This window comes from Pseudomonas sp. 29, from assembly GCF_002754355.1.
Classification (GTDB): domain Bacteria; phylum Pseudomonadota; class Gammaproteobacteria; order Pseudomonadales; family Pseudomonadaceae; genus Aquipseudomonas; species Aquipseudomonas neuropathica.
Window position 1 is genome coordinate 3,410,652 of the sequence record NZ_PEEY01000001.1, and the last position, 15,629, is coordinate 3,426,280.

General features: G+C 59.3%; 10 protein-coding genes. 6 read left to right on the forward strand and 4 right to left on the reverse strand.

Features of this window, described 5'->3' with window-relative positions; all coding sequences use genetic code 11:
- Positions 1-22: 22 nt before the first annotated feature.
- Entirely contained in the window at positions 23-754 is a 732-nt protein-coding gene (locus CLU80_RS30690; RefSeq protein ID WP_371042269.1) for a methyl-accepting chemotaxis protein, read from the forward strand.
- Between the two features lie 211 nt (positions 755-965).
- Here the strand turns inward: CLU80_RS30690 and CLU80_RS15865 are convergent, their stop codons facing one another.
- On the reverse strand, positions 966-2,768 hold the full coding sequence (locus CLU80_RS15865; protein ID WP_099757803.1) for an acyl-CoA dehydrogenase: 1,803 nt from the start codon (positions 2,766-2,768) through the stop codon (positions 966-968).
- Positions 2,769-3,027: 259 nt separating this feature from the next.
- Positions 3,028-6,981: a trifunctional transcriptional regulator/proline dehydrogenase/L-glutamate gamma-semialdehyde dehydrogenase gene (gene putA / locus CLU80_RS15875; RefSeq protein ID WP_099757804.1), complete on the reverse strand. Its 3,954-nt coding sequence runs from the start codon at positions 6,979-6,981 to the stop codon at positions 3,028-3,030.
- 458 nt (positions 6,982-7,439) lie between these two features.
- Between putA and putP the strand changes: the two genes are divergently transcribed.
- From putP to CLU80_RS15895, 4 genes are all read left to right on the forward strand, one after another.
- Positions 7,440-8,924, forward strand: a complete 1,485-nt coding sequence (gene putP / locus CLU80_RS15880; RefSeq protein ID WP_099757805.1) for a sodium/proline symporter PutP — start codon at positions 7,440-7,442, stop codon at positions 8,922-8,924.
- 351 nt (positions 8,925-9,275) lie between these two features.
- Entirely contained in the window at positions 9,276-11,291 is a 2,016-nt protein-coding gene (locus tag CLU80_RS15885; RefSeq protein ID WP_099757806.1) for a type VI secretion system Vgr family protein, read from the forward strand.
- Entirely contained in the window at positions 11,281-11,994 is a 714-nt protein-coding gene (locus CLU80_RS15890; protein ID WP_099757807.1) for a DUF4123 domain-containing protein, read from the forward strand. Before CLU80_RS15885 ends, CLU80_RS15890 begins: the two co-directional genes overlap by 11 nt.
- Before the next feature lie 330 nt (positions 11,995-12,324).
- Positions 12,325-12,645, forward strand: a complete 321-nt coding sequence (locus CLU80_RS15895; RefSeq protein WP_038360201.1) for a hypothetical protein — start codon at positions 12,325-12,327, stop codon at positions 12,643-12,645.
- Positions 12,646-12,718: 73 nt separating this feature from the next.
- On the opposite strand, the gene CLU80_RS15900 is transcribed toward CLU80_RS15895, so the two are convergent.
- Positions 12,719-13,132 carry a T6SS amidase immunity protein Tai4 family protein gene (locus tag CLU80_RS15900; protein ID WP_099757808.1) on the reverse strand — a complete coding sequence of 138 codons (414 nt, stop codon included), beginning with the start codon at positions 13,130-13,132 and terminating at the stop codon, positions 12,719-12,721.
- Positions 13,133-13,928: 796 nt separating this feature from the next.
- On the opposite strand from CLU80_RS15900, the gene CLU80_RS15905 reads away from it, so the two are divergent.
- Entirely contained in the window at positions 13,929-14,768 is an 840-nt protein-coding gene (locus CLU80_RS15905; protein ID WP_007915674.1) for a 23S rRNA (adenine(2030)-N(6))-methyltransferase RlmJ, read from the forward strand.
- A 129-nt stretch (positions 14,769-14,897) separates the two neighbouring features.
- On the opposite strand, the gene msrA is transcribed toward CLU80_RS15905, so the two are convergent.
- Entirely contained in the window at positions 14,898-15,563 is a 666-nt protein-coding gene (msrA, locus tag CLU80_RS15910; RefSeq protein WP_093430120.1) for a peptide-methionine (S)-S-oxide reductase MsrA, read from the reverse strand.
- Between the last annotated feature and the right edge of the window lie 66 nt (positions 15,564-15,629).

Here is a 15,629-nt window from a genome sequence, read left to right on the forward strand (position 1 = left end):
CCGTCAGCAGGAAATGACTGACATGGTCGCCACTGCCGTTCATGAGATGGGCCTGACCGTGCAGGAAATCGCGCAGAACGCCGGTAATGCGGCGCTGGCCTCGCAAACCGCGCGGGATGAGGCGATGCAGGCGCGGGAAGTGGTCGGCGGCTCGATCAAGCATATTGAAAGCATGTCCGATGAGATCGGCGTGGCGGCGGGCGCGGTGGGGGAGTTGGCGCATCAAGTGGCGTCGATCGATTCTGTATTGGCGGTGATTCGCGGGGTGTCCGAGCAGACCAATCTGCTGGCGCTCAACGCAGCGATTGAAGCGGCGCGCGCCGGCGATATGGGACGCGGCTTTGCGGTTGTTGCTGATGAAGTGCGTACTTTGGCGCGCAGGACGCAGGCGTCTACTGACGAAATCCAGCAAATGATCGGCAGCCTCAAGCAAGGCGCGGAAAACGCCGTTTCGTCGATGCGCACCGGCCAGGCGGCGACCGGTACCGGGGTTGAGTCGAGCCAGCGCACCGGGGCGTCGCTGACGGCGATTACCGGGCAGGTCGAGCGCATCAGTGACATGAACCATCAAGTGGCGACGGCGACCGAAGAGCAGTCGGCGGTGACGGAAGAGATCAATCGTAACGTGCAGGGGATTTCTGATTTGGCGCGGGCGACGGCTGGGGAGGTTCGGGCATGTCGTGAGGATTGTCAGATGTTGCAGAGGTTGGCGGACGATCTGGCGCGGCAGATGGGTGGGTTCAAACTCAGCTGAGTGTTAAACCAGAAAAGCCCCTCACCCTAGCCCTCTCCCGGAGGGAGAGGGAACTGAATGTGGGATGCTTGAGAAGTACGCCGACCTGAAAGTGCTTTACCGAATCCATAATCGACACGGTTTTTCAGGTCGATGCGTAGACACCTCGGGTCGGCCCCCTCTCCCTCTGGGCGGTCCGACGTTTCGGGAGGGCTGGGGTGAGGGTTGCGCTTCAGAACCACGCATCCTGCATCGCCAGGCACGTATCATCCCGCGCCTCCAGCAACGCCAGTTCATGGTGGCAACCCGGCACTTCCCACGTCAGGAAATACCTCGCTGCTTGCAGCTTGCCCTTATAGAAGTCAGCATCCGCTGAGTTCCCTATGGCCAACCCTTCCTCGGCACGAATCGCCTGCTCCAGCCAGCGCCAGCCAATCACCGCGTGGCCGAACACCTTCAGGTACAACGCCGAGTTTGCTAGGCTGCTGTTGACCTTGCCCTGTGCCAGATCGGTCAGCAGGCCGATGGTCACCGTTTGCAGGCGAGCTACCAGTTTCTCTAAAGGCTCCCGCAGTGCGGTCAGCGAATCGTACGCCGTAGCGCGTTCAGCGGTGGTGGCGATCAACCGAATCAACTGCTTCAGTCCGGCACCACCGTTTTGCGCCAGCTTGCGCCCGAGCAAGTCCAGCGACTGAATGCCGTGGGTGCCTTCGTGAATCGGGTTCAAGCGGTTGTCGCGGTAATACTGCTCCACCGGGTATTCGCGGGTGTAACCGTGGCCGCCAAGAATCTGGATCGCCAGTTCGTTGGCCTTGAGGCAGAACTCCGATGGCCAGGATTTGACGATCGGCGTCAGCAGATCCAGCAACTCATGCGCCTGTTTGCGCTCGGTTTCAGATTCAAGCGTGGTGGTGTCGTCGAATAAGCGTGCGGCATACAAGCCGAGGTCAAATGCACCTTCAACGTAGGACTTTTGCGTCAACAGCATGCGTCGTACATCGGCGTGCTGAATGATCGCCACCGGCGCTGTGGTCGGATCCTTGCTGTCCGGCACCCGGCCTTGCGGGCGTTCGCGGGCGTACTCCAGCGAATACAGATAACCGGCATAACCGAGCATCACTGCGCCCATGCCGACGCCGATCCGCGCCTCGTTCATCATCTGGAACATGTAGCTCAAACCGCGATGCGGCTCACCGACCAGATAACCGACGCACTCACCGTTATCGCCGAAGTTCAGCGCCGTGGAGGTGGTGCCGCGCCAGCCCATCTTGTGGAACAGCCCGGCCAGCAGCACGTCATTGCGTGGGCCGAGGCTGCCGTCATCGTTAACCAGAAACTTCGGTACGATAAACAGCGAAATGCCTTTAACGCCCGCAGGTGCGTCCGGCAGTTTGGCCAGGACCATGTGCACGATGTTTTCCGAGAGCGGGTGATCGCCGCCGGAGATGAAGATTTTGTTGCCCTTCAGGCGATAAGTGCCGTCGGACGCCGGCTCGGCGCGCGTACGAATATCCGACAGCGATGAACCTGCATGCGGTTCGGTCAGCGCCATGGTGCCGAAGAAGCGACCATCGATCATGGGCTGCAGGAAGCGTTGTTTCTGCTCCTCAGTGCCAAAGCTCTCGATCAGGTTCGCCGCGCCCATGGTCAGGAACGGGTAGGACGTCGAAGCCGCGTTGGCCGACTGGAAATGCGCGAAGCAAGCTTGGGACAGCAGCGTCGGCAGTTGCATGCCGCCAGCATCGAAGCTGCGCGCAGCGTTGAGGAATCCGGCTTCAAGGAAGGCATCCACCGCCGGTTTCACTTCAGGAATCAGAATCGCCTGACCGTCTTCGTAGCGCGGCTCGTTCTCGTCGCCCTTGCGGTTGTGTGGCGCAAAGTACTTTTCGGCAATGTTGCGCGCGGTGCCGATGGCGGCGTCGAAGGTTTCGCGATTGTGCTCGGCAAAGCGCTCACGCCGGGTCAGGCCCTCGGCATCAAGGACTTCATACAGCTCGAAAGCCAGATTGCGGGAACTGAGCAGCGTCTCGGACATGGCGGCCTACCTGAAGTTGGGGTTGGGCCGAGTCTAGGCGTGCTGATAAAGGCTGAACAGGATGATTGATAAGCGTGATGTTGAAGCCGCGCGCAGACTTAACAAACACCACAAAACACTGTGGGAGCGAGCTTGCTCGCGAAGAGGCCGGCACATTCAACATTCACGTTGACTGGCAAACCGCTTTCGCGAGCAAGCTCGCTCCCACAGGGACTGTTGCTATGCCGGACACCCATGCAGGTGTCCGGTTTATCGGGTGTTAGCCGATAGTCATCAAGCTGGCATTACCCCCCGCCGCAGCGGTGTTAACGCTCAACGCCCGCTCAATCACCAGGCGCTCCAGCGCAATGTTGGTCTCGCCCTGGGACAAGCCCTGAACCCCAACGATCGCACCGGCACGCTTGGCAATCTGCTGGCAAACGCCGCGCAACTGGTCGGAATGGCCGTGATGCAGAACCGCATCAAACACCACCTCGTCTTTATTCCAGTCGGCAACCAGCTTGATCCGCGCCTGAATCTCCTTCGGCAGGCGTGCGAACAAGGCCTTGCTGATGTCGAACTCCGGCCATACCGCCGAACCGCCTACCGCCAGCACCGCCGCCAGTTGCGTCAGCAAATCACCTTCAACCTCGGCCAGGCACAACACGTGCTCACGCGGCAGGATGGCATAGCTGTTTTTCTCACCGGTCGGGCCGGCCAGCACGCGGGTGATGCCGCTCTGCGATTGCGCAGCGTACTGCACGCAAAGAGTGCTCAGGTCGGCAAACTTGTTGCTGTCGGCCCAGGCTTTCAGCGCGGTCAGCGGTTTGCTCATGGCGTCGCGCAGACGAACGTCCGGTGCCACGGCAGCATCACCGCGAGCGAAGGATTGTTCGATGGCATCAGTAGGGCGCGTCGACAGCAAGCGGTACAAGTACAGCGGGCCACCGGCTTTCGGACCGGTACCCGACAAGCCTTCGCCGCCGAATGGCTGCACGCCGACCACAGCGCCAACGATGTTGCGGTTGACGTAGACGTTACCGGCGTTGACGTTGTCGATCACCTTGGCGATGGTCTCGTCGATGCGCGTGTGTACGCCCAAAGTCAGGCCATAACCGGAAGCGTTGATCTGGCCGATCAGTTGATCGATCTCTTTGCGCTTGTAGCGAACCACGTGCAGCACCGGGCCGAAGATCTCGCGTTGCAGTTCGTCGAAGCTTTCCAGTTCGATCAGGGTCGGCATGACGAAGGTGCCGCGTTTGACTTCTTCGGTGTCGGCGATAGCGACCTGATACACGTTGCGACCTTTATCGCGCATGCCCTGGATGTGCTTGTCGATGCCCGCCTTGGCTTCGGCGTCGATCACCGGGCCGATGTCCACGGACAGGCGCTCTGGGTTGCCGAGACGGCTTTCCGCCATGGCACCTTTGAGCATCTCGATGACGCGATCGGCGGAATCTTCCTGCAGGCACAGTACGCGCAGCGCCGAGCAACGCTGACCGGCGCTGTCGAAGGCCGACGAAACTACGTCGATCACGACTTGTTCGGTCAGAGCCGAGGAGTCGACGATCATCGCGTTCTGGCCACCGGTTTCGGCGATCAGCGGAATCGGACGGCCCTGGTTGTCGAGGCGACCGGCAATGTTGCGTTGCAGCAGGCGCGCGACTTCGGTGGAACCGGTGAACATCACGCCTTTGACGCGCTCATCGCCGACCAGACCGGCGCCGACGGTTTCACCGCGACCCGGCAGCAGTTGCAGCACGCCTTCCGGGATGCCGGCCTCAAGCATCAGGCGAACAGCCTGAGCCGCCACCAGTGGGGTTTGTTCGGCCGGTTTGGCCAGTACCGGGTTACCGGCAGCCAGTGCAGCAGCGACCTGGCCGCTGAAGATTGCCAGCGGGAAGTTCCACGGGCTGATGCACACCACCGGACCCAGTGGGCGGTGGGCGTCATTACTGAAATCGTTGCGAGCCTGCACCGCGTAATAACGCAGGAAGTCGACCGCTTCGCGGACTTCGGCGATGGCGTTGGCGTAGGTTTTGCCGGCTTCACGAGCCAACAGGCCCATCAGTGGCTGAATCTCGCCTTCCATCAAGTCAGCGGCACGTTCCAGAATCGCCGCACGTTCGGCCGGCGGGGTGGCCTGCCAGATCGGTGCAGCGTTCAGTGCGCACTGGATAGCGTTGTCGACGTCTTCAACCGTGGCTTCTTGAACATGACCGACCACATCACGGTGATCAGCCGGGTTCAGAACCACTGCCGGCGTTTCGTTGCTGGAAGCGCAACCGAGCATCGGCGCGGCTTTCCAGTCATTGTGCGCAGTGGCGAGCAAGGCGCAGGACAATGAGGCCAGACGATGTTCGTTGGCCATGTCGATGCCGCTGGAGTTGGCACGCTCGGCACCATACAGATCACGCGGCAGCGGAATGCGCGGGTGCGGCAGGCCGAAACCACCTTCCACGGTCGCCATCTGCTCGATCTGCGCCACCGGATCGGCCACCAGTTCCTGAATCGAAATCGACTGGTCGGCGATGCGGTTGACGAACGAGGTGTTCGCGCCGTTTTCCAGCAAGCGACGTACGAGGTACGCCAGAAGGGTTTCGTGAGTACCGACCGGAGCGTACACGCGGCACGGACGGTTCAGCTTGCCTTCGGAAACCTTGCCTACAACTTGTTCGTAGAGCGGTTCGCCCATGCCATGCAGGCATTGGAATTCGTACTGGCCCGGGTAATAGTTCTGACCGGCAATGTGGTAAATCGCCGACAGGGTGTGGGCGTTGTGCGTGGCGAACTGCGGGTAGATGACTTCCGGCACCGACAGCAGTTTGCGTGCGCAAGCAATGTAGGAAACGTCGGTGTACACCTTGCGGGTGTAGACCGGATAGCCTTCCAGGCCTTCGACCTGGGCGCGCTTGATTTCGCTGTCCCAGTACGCGCCTTTTACCAGGCGGATCATCAGGCGATGACGGCTGCGACGGGCCAGATCGATCACGTAGTCGATCACGTACGGGCAACGCTTCTGGTAAGCCTGGATGACGAAACCGATGCCGTTCCAGCCAGTCAATTGCGGCTCGAAGCACAGGCGCTCAAGCAGATCCAGCGACAGTTCGAGACGGTCGGCTTCTTCGGCATCGATGTTCAGGCCGATGTCGTATTGCTTGGCCAGCAGGGTCAGCGACAGCAGACGCGGGTACAGCTCGTCCATCACACGCTCGTACTGCGCACGGCTGTAACGCGGGTGCAGTGCCGACAACTTGATGGAGATGCCCGGGCCTTCATAAATCCCACGGCCGTGGGAGGCTTTGCCGATCGAGTGAATGGCTTGTTCGTACGACGCCAGGTACTTCTGCGCGTCGTGTTCGGTGAGGGCCGCTTCACCGAGCATGTCGTAGGAATAACGGAAGCCCTTGGCTTCGAACTTGCTCGCGTTGGCCAACGCTTCGGCGATGGTTTCGCCGGTGACGAACTGCTCGCCCATCAGGCGCATGGCCATGTCGACGCCCTTGCGGATCATCGGCTCGCCGCTCTTGCCGATGATGCGGCTCAAGGACGACGTCAGGCCAGCTTCGTTGTGGGTGGACACAAGCTTGCCGGTCAGCAGCAGGCCCCAAGTGGCCGCGTTGACGAACAGCGACGGGCTGTTGCCCAAATGCGGGTGCCAGTTACCGGTGCTGATCTTGTCGCGGATCAGTGCGTCGCGAGTGCCCTTGTCCGGGATACGCAGCAGCGCTTCGGCGAGGCACATCAGCGCCACGCCTTCCTGGGACGACAGGGAAAATTCCTGCAGCAGACCCTGAACAATGCCTGCACGACCGCCGGCACTTTTCTGGTTACGCAGTTTTTCCGCGATGGAAGCGGCGAGTTTGTTGGTGGCTTCTGCCATCGGCGCTGGCAGGCGAGCCTGCTCGATCAGCATCGGCACGACTTCCGGCTCAGGGCGACGGTAAGCGGCAGTGATCGAAGCGCGCAGAACGGACTGCGGCAGGATGCTTTCAGCGAATTCGAGGAAGCATTGGTGGGCGTGATCGGTGTGCACTTCGCCCGCCTCATCGGCGTCCTTGGCGGTCAAACCGTTCAGCTCGGTCAGGGTTGCACCACCCTCGAGTTTTTCCAGGTAATTGAAAATTGCCTGCTTGATCAGCCAGTGCGGCGTGCGATCAATCGAGGTTGCGGCGGCCTTCAGGCGTTCGCGGGTCGGGTCATCGAGTTTGACCCCAAGGGTGGTGGTAGCCATATTTTTATCCTCATGGTTGCCACAGTTGCGTGGCATCAGCTGGCGGCAAGATTAGCCGTGCGCCGAAAGAGGTGCAACCGGGTGCAACCCTTTTTTTGTCGGAATAATAGGCAACTCGTCAGGAATTATTTTCTGGTACGAAAGTGCTGCTCCTGCTTGGTGCTTTTGCTTCTAGTAAAGGGTTATGACTGCCACAAAAGGGAGCAAAAACGGGGTGATTGTCGATAAATCCGACTGGGTGCAACTAATTCTCACGAAACTGGTTGCACCTTATTTGATTTGTTGCATAGCATTCGCGCCCTAGGTGCAACCGGGAATAACCCGGTGTACCGGCTGATGGCTTTCCTGGGGAAACATCAGTCCTAAATGCGCGGGATCCCGGATCGTCTGCCAAACGTCGTCGTTTGCGTGCGGTTCACCACCGCCGCTACATAAAAACAAAGCCAGGGCGTAACTCAATGAGCGTAAGCAATCCAACCCTGATCACGTTCGTGATCTACATCGCAGCAATGGTGCTGATCGGCTTGATGGCCTATCGCTCCACCAACAACCTTTCTGACTATATTCTCGGCGGTCGCAGCCTCGGCAGCGTCGTCACCGCGCTGTCCGCCGGTGCGTCCGACATGAGCGGCTGGTTGTTGATGGGCCTGCCGGGCGCCATCTATATGTCCGGTCTGTCTGAAAGCTGGATCGCCATCGGTCTGGTCATCGGTGCCTACCTCAACTGGCTGTTCGTTGCCGGCCGTCTGCGCGTGCAGACCGAGCACAACGGCGACGCCCTGACCCTGCCGGACTACTTCGCCAGCCGTTTTGAAGACAAAAGCGGCCTGCTGCGGATCATCTCGGCGATCGTGATTCTGGTGTTCTTCACCATCTACTGCGCTTCCGGCATTGTGGCCGGTGCCCGTCTGTTCGAAAGCACCTTCGGCATGTCCTACGAGACCGCGCTGTGGGCCGGTGCTGCGGCGACAATTGCCTACACCTTTATCGGCGGTTTCCTGGCGGTGAGCTGGACCGACACCGTACAAGCCACCCTGATGATTTTCGCGCTGATCCTTACGCCAATCATCGTGCTGCTGGCCACCGGTGGCGTCGACACCACGTTCCTGGCCATCGAAGCGCAAGATCCAAGCAACTTCGACATGCTCAAAGGCACCACTTTCATCGGCATCATCTCGCTGATGGGCTGGGGTCTGGGCTACTTCGGTCAGCCGCACATCCTCGCGCGTTTCATGGCGGCGGATTCGGTGAAATCGATCGCTAAGGCGCGTCGCATTTCCATGACCTGGATGATCCTGTGCCTGGGCGGCACCGTGGCGGTGGGCTTCTTCGGTATCGCGTACTTCTCGGCGCACCCGGAAGTTGCCGGTCCCGTGACCGAGAACCACGAACGTGTGTTCATCGAACTGGCCAAACTGCTGTTCAACCCATGGATCGCCGGTGTGCTGTTGTCGGCCATTCTGGCTGCGGTGATGAGCACCCTGAGCTGCCAGTTGCTGGTGTGCTCGAGCGCCCTGACCGAAGACTTCTACAAAACCTTCCTGCGTAAATCTGCTTCTCAGGTTGAACTGGTCTGGGTCGGCCGTGCCATGGTGCTGTTGGTTGCACTGATCGCGATCGCCTTGGCGGCCAACCCGGAAAACCGCGTACTGGGTCTGGTGTCCTACGCTTGGGCCGGTTTCGGTGCTGCGTTCGGTCCGGTTGTGCTGATCTCGGTTATCTGGAAAGAAATGACCCGCGACGGCGCACTGGCCGGTATTCTGGTCGGCGCGATCACCGTGGTGGTCTGGAAGCATTTCGAACTGCTGGGTCTGTACGAAATCATCCCGGGCTTCATCTTCGCCAGCCTGGCCATCTACATCGTCAGCAAGATGGGCGAGCCGAGCAGAGGCATGGTGCAGCGCTTCGAAGCGGCGGAAAAAGATTTCCACCTGAACAAGTGATTGTTCTGAGCTGAGGCTCACCGGAAAACGGCCCGTTTCCTATAGGAGGCGGGCCGTTTTTTTGTGCCTGTAATTTCTCTGATTCACCGCGATCCCCTGTAGGAGTGAGCCTGCTCGCGATAGCGGTTCATCAGTAACGAAAATGTTGACTGTCACACTGCTATCGCGAGCAGGCTCACTCCTACAAGGTTCGGCGGTGGTTTTGGAGACTTGTCTGTAGTTGAAGGCGCCGCTTTTTGCAGGGTTTTTCGTCAATGAAAGTAGGGCAAATCTGATTTTCCCGTCACCCATTCATCACCCCTTGCCCCTCATGCAGAATCGCCCGCCCTTCATTCTGCAGAGAGACATCGGATGTTCGCGCCTGCCAATCAACCGCGTTTCACGTTGACCCTCGAAGGCGCCCAACATGACCTCAAGGTCCTTGAGTTCACGGGCAAGGAAGCCATCAGCCAACCCTTTCGTTTCGAGCTGGAACTGGTCAGTGAGCGACCGGATCTGGACCTCGAGAGCCTGCTGCACTGTCAGGCGTTTCTGAGCTTTGATGCTCAAGGTTCCGGTATTCACGGTCAGATTTATCAGGTTGGGCAGGGCGACTCCGGGAAACGTCTGACGCGTTATCACTTAAGCCTTGTCCCACGTTTGACGTATCTGGAACACCGCATCAATCAGCGGATTTTCCAGCATCAGAGCGTGCCGCAAATTGTTGCGCAGGTGCTTAAGGATCACGCGATCCTTCGTGACGCTTTCGAGTTTCGGTTGGGCAGCGAATACCCGGTTCGCGAGTATTGCGTGCAGTACGCTGAAAGCGACTTGGCGTTCATTCAACGCCTGTGTGCCGAAGTGGGTATTCATTACCACTTTCAACACAGCCCCGACGCGCACGTACTGGTGTTCGGAGATGACCAGGCGGTGTTTCCAGAACTGGCCACGCCGACCCTTTATCTGCCGGGCAGTGGCATGTCTGCCGGAGCCCCGGCGGTCAAGCGTTTCAACGTTCGCGTGGAAACCCGCACCAGCGTGGTCACCCGGCGCGACTACAACTTCGAAAAACCGCGGCTGCAATTGCAAAGCCGAGTCGACGGCGAGCAGCGCCCGGTGCTCGAGGACTATCACTTCCCCGGCCAATTCAACGATCGGGAAACCGGCAAGCATCTCGCCCAGCGCGCACTTGAGCGACATGTCGCCGATTACCGTCAGGCCGAAGGCATCAGCGACGAATCTGCACTGGTTTGCGGACATTTCCTGCAACTGACCGAGCATCCGCGCCACGACTGGAATGACCTCTGGTTGCTGACCGCCATCGAGCATCATGGCCGCCAGCCGCAGGTGCTGGAGGAATCGGTGACCAGCGATGGCGAGGGATTTCAGGGTTACCGTAATAGCTTTCTCGCCACGCCGTGGGACGTGTTCTTCCGCCCGGCGCTGGGGCCGGGAAAACCGCGCATGCTCGGCTATCAACCGGCGGTCGTGACCGGGCCGAAAGACACGGAAATCCACTGCGACGAGTACGGCCGGGTCAAGGTGCAACTGGCCTGGGATCGCGACGGCGAATTGAACGAGCATTCCAGTTGCTGGCTACGCGTTGCTACTAACTGGGCGCACGACCGTTACGGCAGCGTGCTGATTCCGCGAGTCGGCATGGAAGTGCTGGTCGGTTTCATCGATGCCGACGCCGACAAACCTTTGGTCGTGGGCTGCCTGCCCAACGCCGCGACGCCGATCCCGCTGGATCTTCCGGCGGACAAGACCCGTAGCATTTTTCGTAGTCAGAGCAGCCCCGGCGGTGGCGGCTACAACGAACTGCGCATCGAGGATAAGAAAGGCGCTGAGGAAATCTATCTGCGCGCCCAGCGTAACTGGACGCAGCATGTGTTGAACGATCAACAGGTGCAGGTTGATAACCAGCGCAGCATCGTCGTCACCGGCACCGCGCGGCATGAATTGAAGGCTGATGAGCAGCGCATCACCCACGGCCAGCGCCAAACCGAAGTGAAGCAGGACGATCATCTGAGCGTGACCGGCGACCGTCATGTTCGCGTGAGTAATCAGGCGATCAGCGCCAGTGGGCAATTCCACGTCAGCGCCGGTCAGCAAGTGGTGATCGACGGTGGCGCGAGTGCGACGATTCAGGCCGGTGGGCAGTGGATCAACATCGGCCCCGGCGGCATTTTCAGCAGCGTGCCGATTGTAGTGGGTGGTGCGCCGATGGCGGCGATGAGTGCCGCGCCGGTTGTACCGGGATTGCCGGAGAAACTCGCCGCCGCGCCGGCAGCCATGCTGACGGCTGCACAAATCATGAGCTTCAAGGGTGATGCGCCATTCTGCGAAGAGTGTGAACGTTGCAAGGATGGTCTCTGTGCAGCCTGATTTTCTATTGCCTGCCGAATGGTTGGCGCGTGAACCGTTGAAAACCTCCGAGCAGTTGTTTGCGGTTTTCAGTAATGCCAATGAGGCAAAACCGCCTGCCGCTTGGCGAGAAACGGCGAGCCCGATCTGGGCCGAGACGATTTATGCCGAGTGGGATGCGGTGATGCCTTGCGTGGGAATTGTCGCCGCCGACAGTGAGTTTCTGCATTGGGTCACCACCACCGAGTCGCGGGATTGGGGTTGGCTGGCGGTGTCTTCGGCGAACCTTGAAGAGGTGGTGGCGCACTTTCGCAGCCTGACCCAAGTGCTGATGCCTGGCGGGAAAACGGTGTTTTTTCGTTTTTGGGACGGGCGGTTTTTGTTGCCGATTTTGCAGGCAAACGAAGTGGATGCGGCGCAGCTGTTTCCGCTGATCGGGCGTTGTCTGATCAATGGGCAGGTGCTGGATATCGGTGGCAGGGCGCTGGTATCGGGGCGGGTATTCCCGTGGTGGCAGGTGCCGGATTCGGTGCTGGCGCAGCAAGGCCATGACGTTCGAACCGCCAATGCGTTGCAGTGGTTGAGCGAGGAACATCCGGCAGTTTTCGAGGCCTTCCCCGAGGCGATTTTGCGCTGCAAAGTGAGGCGGTTTTTTCAGGTTTCTATGTCGGAAGAATCGTCGCAATCGGCGTTGCTGGCGTTTTTGCTGGCAGAGTCGGAGTGAGTTTTCGGGGCGAAGGTCTCGGACGATTCCTTCGAGTTGCGGCGGTTTTCATGAACTGGTGGGCGATGGGTTGCAGGGATAGTCTGAAAAGGTCACCGCAGATGCGGCGACAGGGTGTAGGAGCCTTGAGACTAGAAGAGTGCATAAACGTCGTTGCCTGGTTTGCGGCAGTCTATGTGCGTCCGTAAGATCATTTGCGGCGGTTATGTGCGGGCACGCTTCGGCGTGGCCGAGTTCTCTGGTCTCGGTACTCCTACCCCGCGCATGGCTGCCACCCAAACCCGTAGGAGGGTGATGGTGGAAGCTCATTTCACTACCAGAGGTTCAAAAATGAAAACGCTAACACCCGATCCACCCTACGAAAAAATCATCCCCCATCCCGACAACCGCTTCATGGCCCTGACCGGCAATTGCAGCGACATGCCTACGCTGTTCATCGACACCCACGTGCCCCTCGACATCCTCATGGACGCCGCCAACCATCGCCTGCGCGCCGTGATCCAGGTGCTGGAAAACATGTGCATGCGCGGCTCGGTCGAATGCGACTCCGTCATCCTCAGCGACTTCGCCCAGCTCTGCGTGATCCCCTTGCGCGACGGCTGTGATGTGCTTGATGTGATCGGCAGGCGCCTGCGCAGCATGCCTGCCTGAAAAAGATCAAAAGATCGTCCGAACGCGGCCCGAGCCTTCGGACGATCTTTTGACGTTAAAGGAAATCAGTTAGTCAGTCAGGGATGTACGCATCCTGAGTTTTGATAAAGCGGTTGAACGCCTCGGAGTTGTAGACCTTCAGGCACGCAAGGAACACTACTTTTTCATTCGAGTATTTGCTGTTTGAAGGTGTCTGCTCGTAAGCCGCTAACACGTAGTTTCGGGTTTCTTTGTAGGGATCGTGCAGCACTTGCAGCGTGTCTTCATTTTGCAGGATGGAATGCATGCCTTTGCCCATGAACGAATAGGCATTGGCGGACAATGCGATGTCTTTTTCCAGCGCGGAGTGTTCGTTGAATGGCTTCAGAATGCAGTGGCTCAGGCCGTAGTTCTTTAGTGTCTCGCGTGCCTGTTCAATGTGAGTTTCGTCGGCAAGGGCGAGGTATGGGCTAAGCAGGCTGAATAAGCAGATGATCAGATATCGCATGAGTTTTTGACTTCCTGTCGTTCATGGCTAGCCAGTTTAACGCCATAAAAGCAAAGCCCCTCACCCTAACCCTCTCCCAGAGGGAGAGGGGACTGACCGAGTTGTCTGGGTGATGTACGCCGACCTGAGATTTCAGCGGTGAACTTCGCTTGGCCAAGCCTGGAGGGTGGTGTTCCTTCTGGGGACTGACCGAGTTGTCTGGGTGATGTACGCCGACCTGAGATTTCAGCGGTGAACTTCGCTTGGCCAAGCCTGGAGAGTGGTGTTCCTTCTGGGGACTGACCGAGTTGTCTGGGTGATGTACGCCGACCTGCGACTTCAGCGGTGAACTTCGCTTGGCCAAGCCTGGAGGGTGGTGTTCTTTCGGGGGACTGACCGAGTTGTCTGGGTGATGTACGCCGACCTGAGATTTCAGCGGTGAACTTCGCTTGGCCAAGCCTGGAGAGTGGTGTTCTTTCGGGGGACTGACCGAGTTGTCTGGGTGATGTACGCCGACCTGCGACTTCAGCGGTGAACTTCGCTTGGCCGAGCCTGGATGGAGGTGTTGTTTCGGGGGACTGACCGAGTTGTCTGGGCGGTTTACGCCGACTTGCGACTTCTGCACTGATCTTCGCTTGGACAAACCTGAGATCACGCTGATCTTTCAGGTCGGTGTAACTCGCAAGATCACCACCGTCAGTCCCCTCTCCCTCGGGGAGAGGGCTAGGGTGAGGGAAAGGCTTTTGTCCGCTCGGCTGCGAACCCCTGACTTGCCACGCGGTAAAAGGTAAACTTTGCGCCCTTCGCAGGAGCAGCCATGAATTATCGTCACGCCTTCCATGCCGGCAATCACGCCGATGTGTTCAAACACCTGACCTTGACCCGCCTCATCGCCCTGATGTCGCGCAAGGAGCAGCCGTTTGCCTATCTCGACACGCACGCCGGCATCGGTCTGTATGACTTGCAGGGTGATCAGGCCAACCGTACCGGTGAGTACCTGGAAGGCATCGCGCGCTTGTGGGATCAGCCGGATTTACCAGCGCTGACCGCCGACTACATGAAGGTGCTGCACGAGATGAACCCGGATGGCCAGTTGCGCTACTACCCGGGGTCGCCGGAACTGGCGCGGCGCCTGACCCGCCCGCAGGATCGGGTGATGCTCAACGAGAAGCACCCGGAAGACGGCGTGCTGCTCAAGGACAACATGGCCGGCGATCGTCGGGTCAAGGTTCATCTCGGCGAAGGCTGGCACGTCGCTCGTGCGATGTTGCCGGTTCAGGAAAAACGCGCGGTGATGTTGATTGATCCGCCGTTCGAGCAGCTCGACGAGATGCAGCGTTGTGCGGCGTCGTTGAAAGAGGCGATTGGCCGTATGCGCCAAACCGTAGCGGCGATATGGTATCCGGTGAAGGATCAGCGTGCGTTGCGCCGTTTCTATCAGGATCTGGCTGGCACCGGTGCGCCGAAGTTGCTGCGTGTGGAGCTGCTGGTGCATCCGCTGGATACGCCGAACAGCCTGAACGGTTCGGGCATGGCGATTGCCAATCCGCCGTGGGGGCTGGAGGAGGAATTACGTGAGCTGCTGCCGTGGCTGTCGAAGAAGCTGGGGCAGACTCAGGGTGGGTGGCAGATGGATTGGTTGATTGCCGAGAGCTGATCAACGGCAAGATCAAAAGATCGCAGCCTGCGGCAGCTCCTACGCGGTTCGGCGTCGTCCACGAATGTGCGGACGATCACTGATCTCCTGTAGGCGCTGCCGAAGGCTGCGATCTTTTGCTTTCAAGGGTCAGTTACCCGCCAGGCTCGGTGGCATGCACACGCCGGTGCCGCCGATCCCGCAATAACCCTCAGGATTCTTCGCCAGATACTGCTGGTGATACGCCTCGGCGAAGTACACGGTCGGCGCCTGTTCGATTTCGGTGCTGATTTCCCCCAGACCTGCTTTCGACAGCTCGGCCTGATAGGTCGCTTTGCTTTTCAGCGCCGCGTCCAGATGCTCAGGCGAGGTCGCGTAGATCACCGAGCGGTACTGCGTGCCGATGTCATTGCCTTGGCGCATGCCCTGCGTCGGGTTGTGCAGTTCCCAGAACATCGCCAGCAGCTCTTCGTAGCTGACCTTGGCCTTGTCATACACCACCAGCACCACTTCAGCGTGGCCGGTCAGGCCCGAGCAGACTTCTTCGTAGGTCGGATTCGGTGTGAAGCCGCCGGCATAACCGACGACCGTGCTGACTACGCCTTCACGCTGCCAGAAGCGGCGCTCGGCGCCCCAGAAGCAGCCCAGACCGAAAATCGCAAAGTCGACGTCCTGGAAAAACGGGCCAAGCAGCGGGGTTTCTTCGAAGACGAAGTGCTTTTCAGGCAGGGTCATCGCGGTTTCGCGGCCGGGCAGAGCTTGTTCTTTAGTCGGGAGCACGTTTTTGTTCACCAGAATTTCCGAGCGCAGAACCATGATCGTTCCTCTCAGTCAGGTTGGATGTAAAAAGTCAGACCGCCAGTGTGCCGAATGATGCCCGAC

Excerpts from the sequence above, each read along its gene's own strand:
- CLU80_RS30690 (WP_371042269.1), top strand. The coding sequence starts at position 23 with ATGGTCGCCACTGCCGTTCATGAGATGGGCCTGACCGTGCAGGAAATC.
- CLU80_RS15865 (WP_099757803.1), bottom strand. The coding sequence starts at position 2,768 with ATGTCCGAGACGCTGCTCAGTTCCCGCAATCTGGCTTTCGAGCTGTAT.
- putA (WP_099757804.1), bottom strand. The coding sequence starts at position 6,981 with ATGGCTACCACCACCCTTGGGGTCAAACTCGATGACCCGACCCGCGAA.
- putP (WP_099757805.1), top strand. The coding sequence starts at position 7,440 with ATGAGCGTAAGCAATCCAACCCTGATCACGTTCGTGATCTACATCGCA.
- CLU80_RS15885 (WP_099757806.1), top strand. The coding sequence starts at position 9,276 with ATGTTCGCGCCTGCCAATCAACCGCGTTTCACGTTGACCCTCGAAGGC.
- CLU80_RS15895 (WP_038360201.1), top strand. The coding sequence starts at position 12,325 with ATGAAAACGCTAACACCCGATCCACCCTACGAAAAAATCATCCCCCAT.
- CLU80_RS15900 (WP_099757808.1), bottom strand. The coding sequence starts at position 13,132 with ATGCGATATCTGATCATCTGCTTATTCAGCCTGCTTAGCCCATACCTC.
- CLU80_RS15905 (WP_007915674.1), top strand. The coding sequence starts at position 13,929 with ATGAATTATCGTCACGCCTTCCATGCCGGCAATCACGCCGATGTGTTC.
- msrA (WP_093430120.1), bottom strand. The coding sequence starts at position 15,563 with ATGGTTCTGCGCTCGGAAATTCTGGTGAACAAAAACGTGCTCCCGACT.